Source organism: Streptomyces sp. NPDC094034, from assembly GCF_040303865.1.
GTDB lineage: Bacteria > Actinomycetota > Actinomycetes > Streptomycetales > Streptomycetaceae > Streptomyces.
This window is the reverse complement of sequence record NZ_JBEOUD010000030.1, coordinates 87,291-103,785: the sequence shown is the minus strand read 5'-3', so window position 1 is coordinate 103,785 and position 16,495 is coordinate 87,291. Positions and strand designations below refer to the sequence as shown.

Genomic DNA, 16,495 nt, shown 5'->3' with positions numbered 1-16,495 from the left:
GCGGTGGGGGGATCAGAGGTGTCTTGCTCGCACACATCTCCACGGTACCGGGGCGTCCGTGTCCCGGAAGCGGCACCGGCGTGACGAGGAACGCCGGGCGTCGTTATCCGGAACGGGTGGGCTTCGGACAAGCGGCGGTCAGGCGTTGGGGGTTGGCAGGCGATGGTGGTGCAGCAGCACAGACGCAGGGGCGTGGCGTTTGCCGTCGTGACCATGGCGGGGGTCGTGGCCACGACCGCCGGCTGTTCCGGGAGCGGTGGAGCCGTGGCCGACGAGCGGCCGGGCAGTGACCCCGCGGCCGTGCGAAGGGCGGCCGACGCGCTGCTCGCGTCGGGGAGTTCGAAGGCCAGTACGTCCATGGAGATGGCGGCGGGCGGGACGCGCGTGACCATCCGCGGCGAGGGCGGCTATGACTTCGGCAAGCGGATGGGGCGGCTCCGGGTCGTGCTGCCCAAGGAACCCGTGGGCGCGAGCGATCACCGGCCGATCACCGAACTGCTCTCGCCCGGCGCGCTGTACATGAAGAATCGCGGGGCCGGGGTGCCCCCGGACAAGTGGGTACGGGTCGACTCGGCCACGCTGGAGGACGGGAATCTGGTCACGGGCGGGGCGACGGACCCGCTGACCGCCGCCGAACTGCTGCGTGTCGCCGGGAATGTGACCTTTGTCGGTGAGCAGGATCTCGCCGGCATCCGCGTATGGCACTACAAGGGTGTCACTCATATCGGGCGGGCCGCGAAGGCGGCGTCGTCGTACGCGCGCGGGGCGCTGGGCGCGGCGGCGAAGGGCTTCGGCGAGGACGCGGTGCCGTTCGACGCGTATTTGGACGAGGCCGGTCGGCTGCGCAAGGTCAGACACCGGTTCAGCTATGTCAACCAGGGGCGTACGGTCGCGGTCGCCTCGACGACCCTGCTGTACGCGTTCGGGGAGCGGGTCGCCGTCACGCTGCCGCCGCCCGACGACATCTTCGCCGGCGAGATCAAGTCCTGAGCCGAGCCCGAGCTGAGTCGCTCGCCCCCGCGGATTTGCGGAACGCAAAGACTTCTTGGCTGCTCGGCAAGATCAAATCAAGCCGTAACCACAGAGGACCAAGGCGGAAATGGTCCAGACGTGCCATGCGCGGTGTGTATCACGCTCCCTACGCTAGGAAGTCGACACCGGCAGGAAGAGGTGAATGCACGTGGCTCTGTTGCGCACGCCGAACGTCCAGGACCACGTGGCCCTCGCCGAGATCGAATGGTGCGGGGAGTTGATGATCGCGGCGTCGGCCGCGGACGGGGAACGGCTCAGCCCGGACCGTATCGACGAGGTGCTGAACGTGAGGGCCGAACGGCCCGCCGCCCCGCGCCATCCAGGAGCGTCACGGGGGCCGCGGCGAAGAGAGTCCTGCGGGGAGTGACTTGGCGGGGCCGCCCCCCCCGGCTGTGGGGCGGCCCCGGTGCCGGATGGTCGGCGTCAAGGATGGTCGGCGTCGGGGGCGGTCGGTCTCAGGGGTGGTCCGGTCGGTCTCAGGGGTGGTCGACGTCACGCACGTCGCGTACATCACGTACGTATGGCGTGTCGGATACGTCACAGGTGCGGCCGGTACATCAGGTACGCGAGGTACACGAGGTACGTCAGGTACACGAGGTACGTCAGGTGCGGAGCAGCCGCGCGATCGCCTTGGTCGCTTCCTCCACCTTCGCGTCGATCTCCGCCCCGCCCTTGACCGCGGCGTCGGCCACGCAGTGGCGCAAATGCTCTTCGAGGAGCTGGAGCGCGAAGGACTGGAGCGCCTTCGTCGAGGCGGAGACCTGGGTCAGTATGTCGATGCAGTAGACGTCCTCGTCGACAAGCCGCTGAAGGCCGCGGATCTGGCCCTCGATCCTGCGCAGCCGCTTGAGGTGCTCGTCCTTCTGCTTGTGGTAGCCGTGCACCCCGCGGTCGTGGTCGGTGGTGACCGTGTCCGTGGGGCCCGTCGCGTCGGCGGAGGGCGCCTCGCTCATCGCCGCGCCGGCCGCCTCAGTGGTCGTCATCGCGTCCTCCCGTTGTGCTGTCGGCTGATACCGATGATGCTGTCCGAAAAGGGCTGTATACCCTACCTGGGTATATGTTACCCGTCTCTGGGTTCTGGGGCAGGGGCCTGTGGTCCCGGCCCTGCCACCATGGGTGACACTGGGAACTTGCCGGGGTTAGCCGTGGCCGGATGTTGCGCCTACCATCACCCCTGACCGAATCCCATGTAACCCGAGGACCCCAGGTGCGATTTCGTCTGACCCCCAGGGAGACGAGCTTCTATGACATGTTCGCCGCGTCCGCGGACAACATCGTCACGGGCTCCAAGCTCCTGATGGAACTCCTCGGGGCGGATTCCTCCGCCAGGGCCGAGATCGCGGAGCGGATGAGGGCAGCGGAGCACGCCGGCGACGACGCCACTCACGCGATCTTCCATCAGCTCAACTCCTCCTTCATCACACCCTTCGACCGTGAGGACATCTACAGCCTCGCGTCCCAGCTCGACGACATCATGGACTTCATGGAGGAGGCCGTCGACCTCGTCGTCCTGTACAACATCGAAGAGCTTCCCAAGGGCGTCGAGCAGCAGATCGAGGTGCTCGCCCGGGCGGCCGAGCTGACCGCCGAGGCCATGCCGCATCTGCGGACGATGAACAACCTCACCGAGTACTGGATCGAGGTCAACCGGCTGGAGAACCAGGCGGACCAGATCCACCGCAAGCTGCTGGCCCATCTCTTCAACGGCAAGTACGACGCGATGGAGGTGCTCAAGCTCAAGCAGGTCGTCGACGTGCTCGAAGAGGCCGCCGACGCGTTCGAGCACGTCGCGAACACGGTGGAGACCATCGCGGTCAAGGAGTCCTGAACCACGTGGACACCTTCGCGCTGATTGTGACCATCGGTGTCGCGCTCGGTTTCACCTACACCAACGGCTTTCACGACTCCGCCAACGCCATCGCCACCTCGGTCTCCACGCGGGCACTGACCCCCCGTGCGGCGCTGGCGATGGCCGCGGTGATGAACCTCGCCGGCGCGTTTCTCGGCCAGGGGGTCGCCAAGACCGTCAGTGAGGGCCTGATCGCCACACCGCACGGATCGCGGGGGATGAGCATCCTCTTCGCCGCGCTGGTCGGCGCGATCGTCTGGAACCTGGTCACCTGGTACTTCGGGCTTCCCTCCTCGTCCTCCCACGCGCTGTTCGGCGGACTGGTGGGCGCGGCGCTGGCCGGCGGGACCGATGTCATCTGGTCCGGGGTGCTGGAGAAGATCGTCATTCCGATGTTCGTCTCCCCGATCGTCGGTCTGGTGGCCGGATATCTGGTGATGGTCGCGATCATGTGGATGTTCCGCAGGTCCAACCCGCACAAGGCCAAGCGTGGCTTCCGCATAGCCCAGACCGTCTCGGCGGCGGGTATGGCGCTCGGGCACGGTCTGCAGGACGCGCAGAAGACGATGGGGATCGTGGTGATGGCCCTGGTCATCGCCGATGTCGAGGAATCCGGTGACACGATCCCGATCTGGGTGAAGATCGCCTGTGCGCTGATGCTGTCCCTCGGTACGTACGCGGGCGGCTGGCGCATCATGCGGACACTCGGCCGGAAGATCATCGAGCTGGACCCGCCGCAGGGGTTCGCGGCGGAGACGACGGGTGCGTCGGTCATGTTCGGCTCGGCGTTCCTGTTCCACGCGCCGATCTCCACGACACATGTCATCACCTCGGCGATCATGGGCGCGGGGGCGACGAAGCGGATAAACGCGGTCCGCTGGGGGGTTGCCAAGAACATCGTTCTCGGCTGGTTCATCACTATGCCGGCGGCGGCCCTCGTCGCCGCCGTGAGCTTCTGGGTCGTGAACCTGGCCTTCGGCTGAGGGGCGCGATGTCTTTTGTGGCCGGGGGTCCGGGGGTTGTCCCCGGGGGATGCCGCTGGGTCGTGAACCTGGCCTTCGGCTGACGGTCGCCTCTCGTACCTCACGCCTCACGCCGTGCCACCTCGGCCTGTCGACAAAGAAAAGCGGGCCCGCCCCCCTGGGAGAGGGGGCGGGCCCTTCGCCGTGCGGTGGCACCGCCATGCAGCACCGCAGGACGGCTGGCGCCTATCCGAAGCGGCCGGAGATGTAGTCCTCCGTCGCCTGCACGGACGGATTGGCGAAGATCCGCTCGGTCTCGTCTATCTCGATGAGCTTGCCGGGCTGGCCGACGGCGGCCAGGTTGAAGAAGGCCGTACGGTCCGAGACACGCGCCGCCTGCTGCATGTTGTGCGTCACGATGACGATCGTGAAGCGCTCCTTCAGCTCACCGATCAGGTCCTCGATGGCGAGGGTGGAGATCGGGTCGAGGGCGGAGCACGGCTCGTCCATCAGCAGGACGTCCGGCTCGACCGCGATCGCGCGGGCGATGCACAGGCGCTGCTGCTGGCCGCCGGAGAGGCCGGAGCCGGGCTTGTTCAGGCGGTCCTTGACCTCGTTCCAGAGGTTGGCGCCCTTGAGGGACTTCTCCACGACCTCGGCCAGCTCGCTCTTGCGGACCTTGCCGTTCAGCCGCAGGCCGGCCGCGACGTTGTCGAAGATCGACATCGTCGGGAAGGGGTTCGGGCGCTGGAAGACCATGCCGACGGTGCGGCGCACCGCGACCGGGTCGACATTCGGTCCGTACAGGTTCTCGTCGTCCAACAGCACCTTGCCCTCGACGCGGCCGCCGGGGGTGACCTCGTGCATCCGGTTGAGGGTGCGCAGGAAGGTGGACTTGCCGCAGCCGGACGGGCCGATGAAGGCTGTCACGGAGCGGGGCTCCACGGTCATCGAGATGTCGTCGATGGCCCGGTGGGACCCGTAGTAGGCGGTCAGACCGCTGACGTCGATTCGCTTGGCCATGTCAATCACTGCTTCTTTCGTGGCCCCGTGCGGCGGAGCCGGATATCGGGCCTCAGCGGCCGGTCTTCGGGGCCTTCCAGCGTGCGACACCGCGCGCCACCAGGTTGAGGATCATGACGAACGCGATCAGCACCAGGGCCGCGGCCCAGGCACGGTCGATCGAAGCCACCTCACCGTCCTTGTACTGCTGGAAGATGTAGAGCGGCAGCGACGACTGCGGATCCGAGAAGGGGTTCGTGTTGATCAGGTTGCTGCCGAAGACGAGGAGCAGGATCGGCGCCGTCTCACCGGCGATACGCGCGATCGCGAGCATCACACCGGTGGTGATACCGCCGATCGCGGTCGGCAGGACCACCTTGAGGATCGTGCGCCACTTCGGTACGCCGAGCGCGAGTGACGCCTCGCGCAGCTCGTTCGGTACGAGCTTGAGCATCTCCTCGGTGGAGCGCACCACGACCGGGATCATCAGGATCGACAGGGCGAGCGAGCCCATCAGACCGGACGGTCCGAGCTCGAACATCAGCATGAGCGACAGGATGAACAGACCCGCGACGATGGACGGGATGCCGGTCATGACGTCCACGAAGAACGTCACGGCCCTGGCCAGCGCGCCCTTGCCGTACTCGACCAGGTATACGGCGGTCAGCAGGCCGATCGGCGTGGAGATCAACGTGGCGATACCGACCTGCTGGAGCGTGCCGACGAGCGCGTGGTAGAGCCCGCCGCCCACCTGCGAGCTGGGGATACCGGCCATGGAGTGGGTCAGGAAGTACGGGTCGAGGACCTCGACCCCGCGGCTGATGGTGGTCCACAGCAGCGAGAACAGCGGGATGACCGCGAGGACGAAGCACACCCAGACGATGCTGGTGGCCAGGCGGTCCTTGGCCTGGCGCTGGTTCTCGACCGCCGTGGTGACGACGTACGAGATGACGACGAAGGCGATGACGGCGATCAGGCCCCACTGGACCTTGCTGTCGAGACCGGCGGCGGAGCCGATACCCACGCCGATGAGAATGCCGATGAGGGCGAAGCCGGCCGGTGCCCACCGGGGCAGGCTGCGCTGGCTGAGGCTCTGCTGCCCGCCCGACGGCGGAACGGGGGTCTGGGTGTCCTGTACAGCTGCGTGGCTCATGCGTTGGCCCCCGAGTATTCCTTGCGGCGCGCGATGATCAGCCGGGCCCCGCCGTTCACCAGCAGGGTGAGGACGAAGAGCACGAGACCGGAGGCGATCAGGGCGTCTCGCCCGAACGCGTTGGCCTCACCGAACTTCGCCGCGATGTTCTGGGCGAACGTGCCGCCGCCCGGGTCGAGCAGATGGAGCGAGATCAGATAGTTGGGCGAGAGGACCGTGGCGACGGCCATCGTCTCGCCGAGCGCGCGGCCGAGTCCCAGCATCGCCGCGGAGATGACACCGGAGCGTCCGAAGGGCAGCACCGAGAGCCGGATGACTTCCCAGCGGGTGGCGCCCAGGGCGAGCGCCGCCTCCTCGTTCATCCGCGGGACCTGGAGGAAGACCTCCCGGCTGACGCTGGTCACGATCGGCAGGATCATGATCGCCAGCAGGATGCCGACGGTGAGCATATTGCGGGCCACACCGGGCTGGGTCTGGTCGAAGATGTACGTCCAGGCGAAGTACTGGTCGAGCCACTCGTTGAGGCCGCCGAGATACGGCACGAGGACGATGGCGCCCCAGATGCCGTAGATGATCGACGGCACCGCGGCCAGCAGGTCCACCACGTACGCGATGGGCGCGGCCAGTCGGCGCGGCGCGTAGTGCGAGATGAACAGCGCGATACCGACGGCGATGGGGACCGCGATGATCATCGCGACGGTGGAGCTGACGATCGTGCCGACGAGGAGGACGGCGATTCCGAAGACCGGCGGGTCCGCGGAGGCGTTCCAGTCGAAGGTGGTGAGGAAGTTGCCCTCGTCCTTCGAGATCGCGATGGCGGCGCGGTAGCTCAGGAAGACCGCGATCGACGCCATGATGACGAGCAGCAGAATGCCCGAGCCCTTGGAGAGGCCCGAGAAGATCTTGTCGCCCGCACGTCCGGTGGAGGTGCTCGCCGGCTTCGGCGCGGACCGCGGGGGTGGTGGGGTGTCTATCGATGTGGTGGAAGCCATGGTCTTTCCGGTCTGTGTGGGGGAGTGATGGCTCCCCTGGCGGCGGTGCACCGGATGGGGTGGACGGAAGCCGGCCCGGAGGTTTGGTCCGGGCCGGCTGCCGTCATCCGCTGAGCGGCTCACCCGCCGGGCTGGCGACGGGTGGGACAGCGGTCGGTACTACGAGAGGGAGTCGACCGTCTCGCGGACCTTGGCGTTGATCTCGGCCGGGATCGGCGCGTAGCCGGCCTCGGTGAGCAGCTTCTGACCGTCGGCGCTGGCGGTGTAGGTCAGGAAGGACTTGACCGTGGCCAGGGTGTCGGGCTTGTTGCCCTTGTCGCAGGCGATCTCGTACGTCACGAGGACGATCGGGTAGGCACCGTCGGCCTTGGTGGCGTAGTCGAGGTCCAGGGCCAGGTCCTTGCCGGTGCCCTTGATCTTGGCGGCGGCGATGGCCTTGGAGGCGTTCTCGGAGGTGGCCGCGACCGGGGCGCTGGCGCCCGTGTCGACCGAGACCGTCGAGATCTTCTGCGAGGCGGCGTAGGAGAGCTCGAAGTAACCGATGGATCCCTCGACCGTGGCCACCTGGCTGGCGATACCGGAGGAGCCGGACGCCGACTGGCCGCCGGGGGCGGGCCACTTCTTCTCGGCCTCGTACTTCCAGTCCGACGGGGCCGCGGCGCCCAGGTACTTGCCCAGGTTCTGCGTGGTGCCGGAGTCCTCGGAGCGGTGGAAGGCCTGGATCGGCTCGCTCGGGAGCTTGGCGTCGGGGTTGAGCGCCTTGATGGCCTCGTCGTCCCAGTTCTTGATCTTGCTGTCGAAGATCTTGGCGAGCGTGGGGGCGTCGAGGACGAGGTTGTCCACGTCCTTCAGCTTGTAACCGATCGCGATCGGTCCACCGACCATCGGCAGGTTGATGCCCTGGCCGCCGGTGCAGATCTTCTTCGAGTCGGCGACCTCCTCGGGCTTCAGCGCCGAGTCGGAGCCGGCGAAGCCGACCGTGCCCTGGTTGAACGCGATGATGCCCTCGCCGGAGGAGGAGGACTGGTAGTTGACCTCTACGCCGGTGCAGGTGGCCATGTAGTTCTTGACCCAGAGGTCCATGGCGTTCTTCTGAGCGCTGGAGCCGGACGCGAGCAGCTTGCCCTTGGCGTCCTTGCACACCGCGCTGGTGGCGGCGGAGGACTTGGTGCTGGTGCCCTCGGGAGCGTTGTCGTCCGAACCGCACGCCGTGAGAACCAGGGCGCCGGAGACGGCGAGGGCACCGAGCGCGGTGGCGCGCAGCCCGTTCTTGCGCTGAAGCTTCACTTCGGGTGTTTCCTTCCAGGAGCCGCCGGTCTGAGCCTTTGTACGGCGGCGTGCGTCGGGGTGGCTGGTGCGGCACTGTGACCGTCACCGTGTAAGGCCGAAATTAGGCAGATCAGGTGAAGCCGCCAACGGGGACAAGTGAACGGAAGGTGAACCTCGCGGGGCGGTGTGGTTCTGGCGGTGGCGGATGTCACCCGGCCGGGTCTACCGGCGCTGCGCACGCGGTACGAAGGGGGGATGACGTCGCGTCAAGTGCGCTGGTGCGCCTGGTGCGACGCGCGCCGCGTCCTGTGGTATGTCGCGTCCAGTGGTGCGTGGACGCCGCCGGACGCGGCATCAGATGCGGGGCCGGGTGCGGCGTTACGTCGCGTGCAGCGCGTTCAGGAGCGCGTCCACCAGCAGCCGGTCGCGGGGCTGCGTCAGCCGGTCGCGGGCCGCCGACGGGGTCAGCCACGCCACGCGGTCGACCTCGTCGTTGGGGACGAACGTCCCGTCCGTCGCCTCGGCCGCCCAGTAGGTGACCTCTTTGGGGCGTCCCTGCGCCAGATAGCGCACGGTGCCGAGGCGGCTTCCCGGCACGCAGTGGTGGCCGGTTTCCTCCAGGACCTCGCGCAGGGCCCCGGCGAGCGTGTCCTCCGCCCGCTTGAGCTTGCCCTTGGGGTGGGACCAGTCGTCGTACTTGGGGCGGTGCACAAGGCAGATCTCGGTACCGCCGTCCCCGTACGGGGAGCGACGCCAGAGCACGCAGCCGCCCGCGCGGACAATTCCCTGCCCGCGCGTCCGCGGCGCCTGTCGTCCCTCGGGCCCCGGTATTCCCTCCGGCCCCGGCCGTCCCTCGGGACCCTGGGTCGGACCCGGACCCGGACCCGGCGTCGCCGTCACCGCGCCACCGCCGCCTTCTGCCACACCTGCTGGAACGCGAAGCGCGCCGCCTCCACCTCATGGCGCTGGTCCGCGTGCAGCACGCCCAGGGCGTACGCCGTCGTCGGCGCGATCCGCGGGGTACGCGCCGCGTTCGCCGCGGCCGCCGCCGCCTCGGCCGCGTCCCGGTGCCGGTCCAGCGCCTGACCCGCGCCCAGCAGCACCGGATCGGGGGCGCCGCCGGGGCACCACACCTCCTGGGCGTACCGGTGCAGCCGCAGCAACTGCCGTACCTGGTGCCAGGGGGCGTCCTGTGCCTCGCCGTCCGACGCGGTCGCGAGTCCGTGGACCAGCGCCTCCGCGTTGTACGGATGCGCGGCCCGCGCCAGCGGCAGGGCCGCGACGGCGTCCAGCAACTGCCGCTCGGTGCTCTCGCCGGGACTGGCGAGCACCTCGATGGCCGGGGCACTGGCGAGCGACGACAGCGGTACTTCCGAGGCCAGCACGGCCACCGCGTCCGCCACCGCGTGGAAGCGGGACGAACCGAGCGCCTGGAGCGCCGCCGAGTGGGCGCGCGTCCTGGCCAGGGTCAGCTGACGCTCCAGCAGCGCGCCCGCGCGGGACGCGCCGACGGTGAGCGTCCCGGGCGGCGGCCCGGCGGCCTCGGCCCCCGCCCGCGCGCCGGGTACGGAACCGAGCGAAGCGGCCGGGGCGCCCACGGGCACCGGCGCCGCGCCGGAGAGCCTGGCCAGCGCCCCCACCAGCCGGTGCAGCCGGGCCGTGCAGGCGTACTCCTGGGCCAGGGTGCCGGACAGCCAGCCGAGTTCCGTACGGAGCTGGTCGGCCCAGCCGGGGTCCAGCAGCGGCCGGAACGTATGCAGACCGCCCCCGATTCTGCGCGCCGCACCCCGCAGTGCCAGGGCGGCCGACTCGGCCGCCGCCGTGTCCGCGCCGCTCTCCCCGTACAGCCGCAGGCCGCGCAGGAAGTCGCCGGCGTGGGAATGCAGATAGCCGGCCAGGACCTCGCCCGCGGTCAGCCCGCCTGGGCCGGTCGCGGTAAGCCGGTCGGTGTCCACTTCATGGTGCTGCACGCCGGCGCCTCCGGGCGTCTATGAGCATTTCCTGAACGTTCCGCAGTGGCTGGCCCTCCGCGTCCGTGGAATGCCGGGTCCAGTTGCCGTCCGCGCCGAGATGCCAGGAGGACGTGGTGTCGGACATCCCGGTCTCCACCAGCCGCGTCAGCGACGCGCGGTGGGCCGGATCGGTGATCCGGACGAGGGCTTCGATACGACGGTCGAGATTGCGGTGCATCATGTCGGCGCTGCCGATCCAGACCTCCGGCTCCCCGCCGTTGCCGAAGGCGAAGATCCGGGAGTGTTCCAGGAAGCGGCCGAGGATCGAGTGGACCCGGATGTTCTCGGAGAGGCCGGCGACGCCGGGACGTATCGCACAGATCCCGCGGACCCAGATGTCCACCGGCACCCCGGCCTGGGAGGCCCGGTAACAGGCGTCGATGAACGCTTCGTCGACCACCGAGTTGACCTTGATACGGACCGAGGCGGGGCGACCGGCGCGGTGGTGCGCGATCTCCTTGTTGATCCGGGAGACGAGCCCGTCGCGCAGGGACTTCGGGGCGACGAGCAGCCGCCGGTAGGTCTCCCGGCGCGAGTAGCCGGACAGCCGGTTGAACAGGTCGGACAGATCCGCGCCGACGCGCGGGTCCGCGGTGAGCAGGCCGAGGTCCTCGTACAGCCGCGCCGTCTTCGGGTGGTAGTTGCCGGTGCCGACATGGCTGTAGCGGCGCAGGGACTCGCCCTCCTGCCGTACCACCAGCGAGAGCTTGCAGTGCGTCTTCAGCCCGACCAGGCCGTAGACCACATGGCAGCCGGCCTCCTCCAGCTTGCGCGCCCACTTGATGTTGGCCTGCTCGTCGAAGCGGGCCTTGATCTCGACGAGGACGAGGACCTGCTTGCCGGACTCGGCGGCGTCTATCAGCGCGTCCACGATCGGCGAGTCGCCGGACGTCCGGTACAGCGTCTGCTTGATGGCCAGGACGTCGGGGTCGGCCGCGGCCTGCTCAAGGAAGGCCTGGACGGACGTCGAGAACGAGTCGTACGGGTGGTGCAGCAGCACATCGCGGTTGCGCAGGGCCGCGAAGATGTCGGGCGCGGAGGCGGACTCCACCTCGGCGAGCTGGCGGTTCGTGCCCGCTATGAACTTCGGGTACTTCAGCTCGGGCCGGTCCAGCGACGAGATCCCGAAGAGCGCGGTGAGATCCAGCGGCCCCGGCAGCGGATAGACCTCCGCGTCGGTCACCTTCAGCTCGCGGACCAGCCGGTCGAGGACCTCGGGCGCGATGTCCTCCTCGACCTCCAGCCGGACAGGCGGGCCGAAGCGGCGCCGCATGAGCTCCTTCTCCAGCGCCTTGAGGAGGTTCTCCGCGTCGTCCTCCTCCACCTCCAGGTCCTCGTTGCGCGTGACCCGGAACATGTGGTGCGCCAGCACCTCCATGCCGGGGAACAGCTCTTCCAGCTGGGCGGCGATCACGTCCTCCAGCGGTACGTACCGCGAGGGCGACGCCTCCAGGAAGCGGGAGAGCAGCGGGGGCACCTTGACCCGCGCGAAGTGACGGTGACCGCTCACCGGGTTACGTACGGTCACGGCCAGGTTGAGGGAGAGACCCGAGATGTACGGGAAGGGGTGCGCCGGGTCCACGGCGAGGGGCGTGAGGACCGGGAAGATCTGCTGGCGGAAGAGCGAGACGAGCCGCGCCTGCTCCTTCTCGGTCAGCTCAGGCCAGCGGATGATGTGTATGCCCTCGTCGGCCAGGGCCGGGGCGACATCCTGCTGGTAGCAGGCGGCGTGCCGGGCCATGAGCTCGCGCGAGCGGGTCCAGATCAGATCGAGCACCTCGCGCGGCTGGAGACCGGAGGCGGAGCGGGTGGCGACACCGGTCGCGATGCGCCGCTTCAGACCGGCCACCCTCACCATGAAGAACTCGTCGAGATTGGACGCGAAGATGGCGAGGAAGTTGGTCCGTTCGAGGAGCGGCGTGGTGGGGTCCTCCGCCAGTTCCAGGACTCGCTCGTTGAACGCGAGCCAGCTGCGCTCGCGGTCGAGGAACCTGCCCTGGGGCAGATCCGTGCCTTCCGGGCCGCTCTCCTCCTCGTAGTCGTCCAGATCGGCGTCAAGATCCGGTTCGAGGTCGGAGCTGGTCGCGGCCACGGTGTGGGGCCGGTGGGCGGCTATGAAGCCGACGGACGGCTGGGGGTGCTGGACCGGTACCTCGGCGGGCTGCTGGCTCATGTCCCTATTGTTCCGCGCCGGGGGCGCGACGGGCGCGTCGGAGAGGGCAGGGGCGAGGTGGATCCTGCCGTTGGTCCTGCCGTTCGGCGTGGGGGGCACAGCGGGCTGCATTCAGTGAGGGTCGCAAGAGCGTCTGAATGGCTGGTAACGGCGACATGACGTGGAGGGAAGCGGGACGGGGCTCCCCGGGGCCGTGTGCGGCTTCTGGGGAGCCCCACCGTAGCCATGGGTGAGACGGCGGCACCGGGTGGGGGCCGAAACCGGCGCCCGATCCGGAATTCGGCGCCCGATGCCGAAACCGGCGCCCGATGCCGAAACCGGGCGCCGATCCGGAAACCCGGCGCCCCGATCCCGGCCCCCGTGTCAGGCGTGGCTGCGGCGCAGCACCCGGAAGGCCGCGAAGACCACCACGGCGGCCAGCGCCAGGACGATCCCGGTCTCCATGAGCTGGAGGGGCCAGAAATGGGACGCGGGATGGTAGTCGGTGAAGTGTCGGCCTCCTTCGTGGAGGTTCAGGCACGGCGACGACGCCCAGTCCCCCGCCGCGCACTCCTCACGGGTCATCCGTTCGCCCGAGGCCAGGATGACGCCGTCCTGGAGCGTCCAGGCCAGGTCGGGAAGGCCCCCGTCGCCCGTGACGGTCTCGCTGGGCCACAGATACGGGCGCACCCACGTGATCATGGCGAGCATGGCCCCTCCCACGGCGAGCGCGGTGACGGACATCGCCAGGACCGTACGGCGCGCCACCAGCCCGGCGAGCGCGCCGAGCGCGATACCGAGAAGGCCGTACGCGACGGGCAGCGGGCCGAGCCCGGCGAAGCCGAGCCTGTCGTACCAGAAGACGTAGTACACGCCCTCGGGACCCTGGAACCTGGACCAGCGGTACAGGATCACCAGCGCCGTGCCACCGACGACCGTCCACAGGACGGGAGCGGCGAGCTTCGACAGGAGCCAGCGGGCGGGGGAGACGGACTGGGTCCAGGCGAGCTTGTACGTCCCGGACTCCAACTCCCTGCCGATCACCGGCCCCGCCACGAAGGCGCCGACGACGCCGGGAAGCGCGAACAGCACGACGCCTGTGTAGTTGAGCCACTGGTGGAACGCGTACTGGGCGTCGAGGAAGCCCCGGACGGTGTCTCCGCAGGCGACCGTGGTGACCTGGACGGAACAGCCCGAGCCGGCGAAGTCGCTCACCGAACTCGTCGCGGTGTACCGCTGGTAGAGCAGGATCAGAGCGGTCAGCGCGAGGAGCGCGGTCCCCGCCCAGAGCACCCGGCGGTGCTGGTGCACGGCGACCCAGACCGGGCCGCGCAGGGTCGGGGTACTCATGCCGCCACCGCCGTACGGTCGTGATCGCCGGTTCCGTCGCCGTCGCCGTGCGGCGGTCCGGCGCTCGGGGTGAGCAGGACGGGGGCGTCCGGGGAGCGCAGATGTGCCAACAACAGTTCCTCCAGGGAGGGTTCGGCCGTCTGCCAGTTACTGTCCAGCGGTCCTGCCGGCCGGATCAGCGCGGTCCCTCCGCGCCCCGTCGTACGGGACTCGACGACGGTGTGCGGCGCCAGGTCGCCCAGATCCCGTGCCGCGCCGGTCACCAGACGGTGCCCGACGAGGATGTCCTCCACCTCGCCCCCGAGCCGGACCCGGCCGCCGTCCACGAGCAGCAGATAGTCGCAGGCGTCGGCCAGTTCCGTGATGATGTGCGAGGAGATCAGGACCGTGGTGCCGTGTTCCTCCGCGTCGGCCAGCAGGGCGCCCATCAGCTGATGGCGCGCCAGCGGGTCGAGATCCGCCATCGGCTCGTCCAGCAGCAGCAGTTCGGGCCGCTTGCCGAGCGCGAGGGCGAGCGCGACCCGGGTGCGCTGGCCGCCGGAGAGCGAACGGACCCGCTGCCCGTGATCGAGCGCGCTGCTGGGGCCGGTGCCCTCGATGATCCGCTCGGCCGCCGCCATGTCCCAGCGCTCCGGGTTCAACTCGCGGCCCATGCGCAGCGTCTCACCGACGGTCAACTGCGGGTACAGCGGCTTGTCCTGGGCGACATAGGCGAGGCGCCCGCGGGCGTCGGCAGGCGCCGAACCCAGGACGCGTAGCGACCCTTCGGTGGGAGCGAGCAGTCCGGCCGCGTGGGCGAGCAAGGTCGATTTGCCGGCGCCGTTGGGGCCGACGAGGGCGCAGACGCGCCCGGCGGGTATCCGGAAGGAGCAGCCGCGCAGCGCCCAGCGCTCGCGCCGCCCCACTCCCGCGAAGCGTTTACCGAGGCCGGTGGCCTCGATCGCCGCGCCAGTCATGTGTCGTCCCCCTTGGTGCGTTCGGTGCGTGTGGTGCGTTCGGTGCGTGTGATGCGTTCGCCGTGTGTGGAGTGTTCTTCGAGGCGCTCTTCGAAGCGCTCGTCGACCACGGAGGTGAAGAGCGCGGTCACGTCGTCCTTGTCCAGTCCTTCGGCGCGGGCCCGGTCCGCCCAGGCGGCCAAGTCGGCCCGCAGGGGACCTTCGGCGGAGCCCCGGCCGAGGGTGCCCCGTACGAACGTGCCGAGCCCGCGCCGCCCTTCCGCCAGTCCTTCGCGCTCCAGCTCGCGGTACGCCTTGAGCACGGTGTTGGGGTTGATGGCGGTGGCCGCCACCACCTCACGCGCGGTGGGCAGCTTGTCCCCGGGCTCCAGCAGGCCCAGGCGCAGGGCCTGTTTCGTCTGCTGGACGATCTGGAGGTAGGTGGCCACCCCGCTGCGCCGGTCGATGCGGTATTCGATCATCCGCAACCACCCTTTCACTAGGGAAGTAGTGAAAGGGTCTCGTAAGAGAGGGGCGGCGTCAAGGACGCCGCCCCTCGACTCCCCTTGTCCGTAGGTGCGGGACTCGGTGGGGTCAGGACTCCGTGGGGTCAGGACTCCGTGCGGTACATCAGGTCCACCTCGTGCGTGCTGAAGCCGAGCCGCTCGTACACCGTCAGCGCCGCCGTGTTGTCGGCGTCCACGTAGAGCATCGCCGTCGGCAGCCCCTGCGCCGCCAGATGACGCAGCCCGATCGCGGTGAGCGCCTTGCCGAGGCCGCCGCCCTGCGCGTCCTGCCTGATGCCGAGGACGTACACCTCGCCGAGCTGCTCCTCGGCGTGCACCTTGGTCCAGTGGAAACCGATCAGCTCGCCCTCGCGCTCGGCCAGGAAGAAGCCCTTCGGGTCGAACCACGGCTCGGCGATACGGTCGTCCAGATCCCGCTGGACGAGCGCGCCCTGCTCGGGGTGGTGGGCGAAGGCGGCGGCGTTGACCGCGAGCCACGCCGCGTCGTCCTGGCCGGGGACGAACGTACGGACGGTGACCCCGGCGGGCAGCACCGGCTCGGGGATCGCGGGCGGGACCAGTGGCCGCCGCAGCTGGCGCAGTTCACGGAAGAGGGTCAGCCCGAGCACCTGGGCCAGATGCCGGGCGGCCGACCTGCCGCCGTGCGCCCAGACCCGTAGCCGCTTCCCGGACGCGCCCAGCAGCGCGGCGCCCAGCGCCCGGCCGTGGCCGCGGCCGCGGAGCCCGGGGCGTACGACCAGCTCGGCGGCCGGCGCCTCGATGGGGTCGGTGTCCTCCAGCTGTCCGTAGCCGACGAGTGCACCGTCGACGGTGAGCAGGAAGTGCCGTACACCCTCGCGGTGTCCGCCGCGCAACTGGAGCCGGCCCTGCTCGGAGACGGCCTGCACTCCGTCCGAGTCGGCGGCCTCCGCCAGCAGGGCGAGTACGTCTTCGGCCTGCTCGGGGGTGAGCGCGTCGAGGGTCTGGATCTGCCGGCCGGGCTCGCGGGCTACTGCGTCAGTCATGGGTCGAGGGTACGGCCGGGGCGCGGCGGGAGGCGGTATGGCCCCCCGGCCGGGACGTGGTATGGACCCGGTCGCGACAGCTGCCGCACCCGCAAAGGCAACCAGCTTGTAACCCAGCACCCCCTGTGATGCTACGCGCGTTGACTCTAGGCTGCCGCTCGCCGTCCTTATCAGAATCTGACTTTTCATGATTCTCAAGAGACGTGCGATCTTGAAGAACCCGGCGCGCGCAGCGCGTACAGCTCACAGCACGATT

Annotated in this window: 16 protein-coding genes; 4 read left to right on the top strand and 12 right to left on the bottom strand. The window is 69.5% G+C overall.

What is annotated here, in order from left to right:
• Positions 1–162 precede the first annotated feature (162 nt).
• Both ABTZ59_RS24880 and ABTZ59_RS24875 read left to right on the top strand, forming a co-directional pair.
• Positions 163–990, top strand: coding sequence for an SCO4651 family lipoprotein (locus ABTZ59_RS24880; RefSeq protein WP_351415205.1), 828 nt, complete (start codon positions 163–165; stop codon positions 988–990).
• A 184-nt stretch (positions 991–1,174) separates the two neighbouring features.
• Positions 1,175–1,399 carry a hypothetical protein gene (locus tag ABTZ59_RS24875; RefSeq protein WP_351415200.1) on the top strand — a complete coding sequence of 75 codons (225 nt, stop codon included), beginning with the start codon at positions 1,175–1,177 and terminating at the stop codon, positions 1,397–1,399.
• A gap of 235 nt (positions 1,400–1,634) precedes the next feature.
• On the opposite strand, the gene ABTZ59_RS24870 is transcribed toward ABTZ59_RS24875, so the two are convergent.
• Positions 1,635–2,015 carry a metal-sensitive transcriptional regulator gene (locus ABTZ59_RS24870; RefSeq protein ID WP_351415196.1) on the bottom strand — a complete coding sequence of 127 codons (381 nt, stop codon included), beginning with the start codon at positions 2,013–2,015 and terminating at the stop codon, positions 1,635–1,637.
• 224 nt (positions 2,016–2,239) lie between these two features.
• Between ABTZ59_RS24870 and ABTZ59_RS24865 the strand changes: the two genes are divergently transcribed.
• Positions 2,240–2,860 carry a DUF47 domain-containing protein gene (locus ABTZ59_RS24865; protein WP_030353473.1) on the top strand — a complete coding sequence of 207 codons (621 nt, stop codon included), beginning with the start codon at positions 2,240–2,242 and terminating at the stop codon, positions 2,858–2,860.
• Positions 2,861–2,865: 5 nt separating this feature from the next.
• Positions 2,866–3,864: an inorganic phosphate transporter gene (locus tag ABTZ59_RS24860; RefSeq protein WP_351415188.1), complete on the top strand. Its 999-nt coding sequence runs from the start codon at positions 2,866–2,868 to the stop codon at positions 3,862–3,864.
• A 225-nt stretch (positions 3,865–4,089) separates the two neighbouring features.
• Here ABTZ59_RS24860 and pstB read toward each other — a convergent pair whose 3' ends face one another.
• The 11 genes from pstB to mshD form a co-directional block, all read right to left on the bottom strand.
• On the bottom strand, positions 4,090–4,866 hold the full coding sequence (gene pstB, locus ABTZ59_RS24855) for a phosphate ABC transporter ATP-binding protein PstB (protein WP_351415183.1): 777 nt from the start codon (positions 4,864–4,866) through the stop codon (positions 4,090–4,092).
• A 52-nt stretch (positions 4,867–4,918) separates the two neighbouring features.
• Entirely contained in the window at positions 4,919–5,998 is a 1,080-nt protein-coding gene (gene pstA, locus ABTZ59_RS24850; protein WP_351415176.1) for a phosphate ABC transporter permease PstA, read from the bottom strand.
• On the bottom strand, positions 5,995–6,990 hold the full coding sequence (gene pstC, locus ABTZ59_RS24845; RefSeq protein ID WP_351415170.1) for a phosphate ABC transporter permease subunit PstC: 996 nt from the start codon (positions 6,988–6,990) through the stop codon (positions 5,995–5,997). Before pstC ends, pstA begins: the two co-directional genes overlap by 4 nt.
• A gap of 159 nt (positions 6,991–7,149) precedes the next feature.
• Positions 7,150–8,277, bottom strand: a complete 1,128-nt coding sequence (gene pstS / locus ABTZ59_RS24840; RefSeq protein WP_351415165.1) for a phosphate ABC transporter substrate-binding protein PstS — start codon at positions 8,275–8,277, stop codon at positions 7,150–7,152.
• A 360-nt stretch (positions 8,278–8,637) separates the two neighbouring features.
• A complete protein-coding gene (locus ABTZ59_RS24835) occupies positions 8,638–9,021 on the bottom strand; it encodes an NUDIX hydrolase (protein ID WP_503003568.1) in 384 nt (127 codons plus the stop codon).
• 134 nt (positions 9,022–9,155) lie between these two features.
• A complete protein-coding gene (locus ABTZ59_RS24830; RefSeq protein ID WP_503003566.1) occupies positions 9,156–10,229 on the bottom strand; it encodes a CHAD domain-containing protein in 1,074 nt (357 codons plus the stop codon).
• A complete protein-coding gene (locus ABTZ59_RS24825) occupies positions 10,216–12,444 on the bottom strand; it encodes an RNA degradosome polyphosphate kinase (RefSeq protein ID WP_351415160.1) in 2,229 nt (742 codons plus the stop codon). Before ABTZ59_RS24825 ends, ABTZ59_RS24830 begins: the two co-directional genes overlap by 14 nt.
• 363 nt (positions 12,445–12,807) lie before the next feature.
• On the bottom strand, positions 12,808–13,773 hold the full coding sequence (locus ABTZ59_RS24820; protein WP_351415153.1) for an ABC-2 membrane transporter-related protein: 966 nt from the start codon (positions 13,771–13,773) through the stop codon (positions 12,808–12,810).
• Complete coding sequence (locus ABTZ59_RS24815; protein ID WP_351415148.1) at positions 13,770–14,729, bottom strand: ABC transporter ATP-binding protein; 960 nt, start codon at positions 14,727–14,729, stop codon at positions 13,770–13,772. Before ABTZ59_RS24815 ends, ABTZ59_RS24820 begins: the two co-directional genes overlap by 4 nt.
• Positions 14,726–15,190: a GntR family transcriptional regulator gene (locus tag ABTZ59_RS24810; RefSeq protein WP_351415143.1), complete on the bottom strand. Its 465-nt coding sequence runs from the start codon at positions 15,188–15,190 to the stop codon at positions 14,726–14,728. Before ABTZ59_RS24810 ends, ABTZ59_RS24815 begins: the two co-directional genes overlap by 4 nt.
• A 128-nt stretch (positions 15,191–15,318) precedes the next feature.
• The gene (gene mshD / locus ABTZ59_RS24805) at positions 15,319–16,239 is read right to left on the bottom strand and encodes a mycothiol synthase (RefSeq protein WP_351415126.1); all 921 of its coding nucleotides are present in this window, start codon (positions 16,237–16,239) and stop codon (positions 15,319–15,321) included.
• Positions 16,240–16,495: the final 256 nt, after the last annotated feature.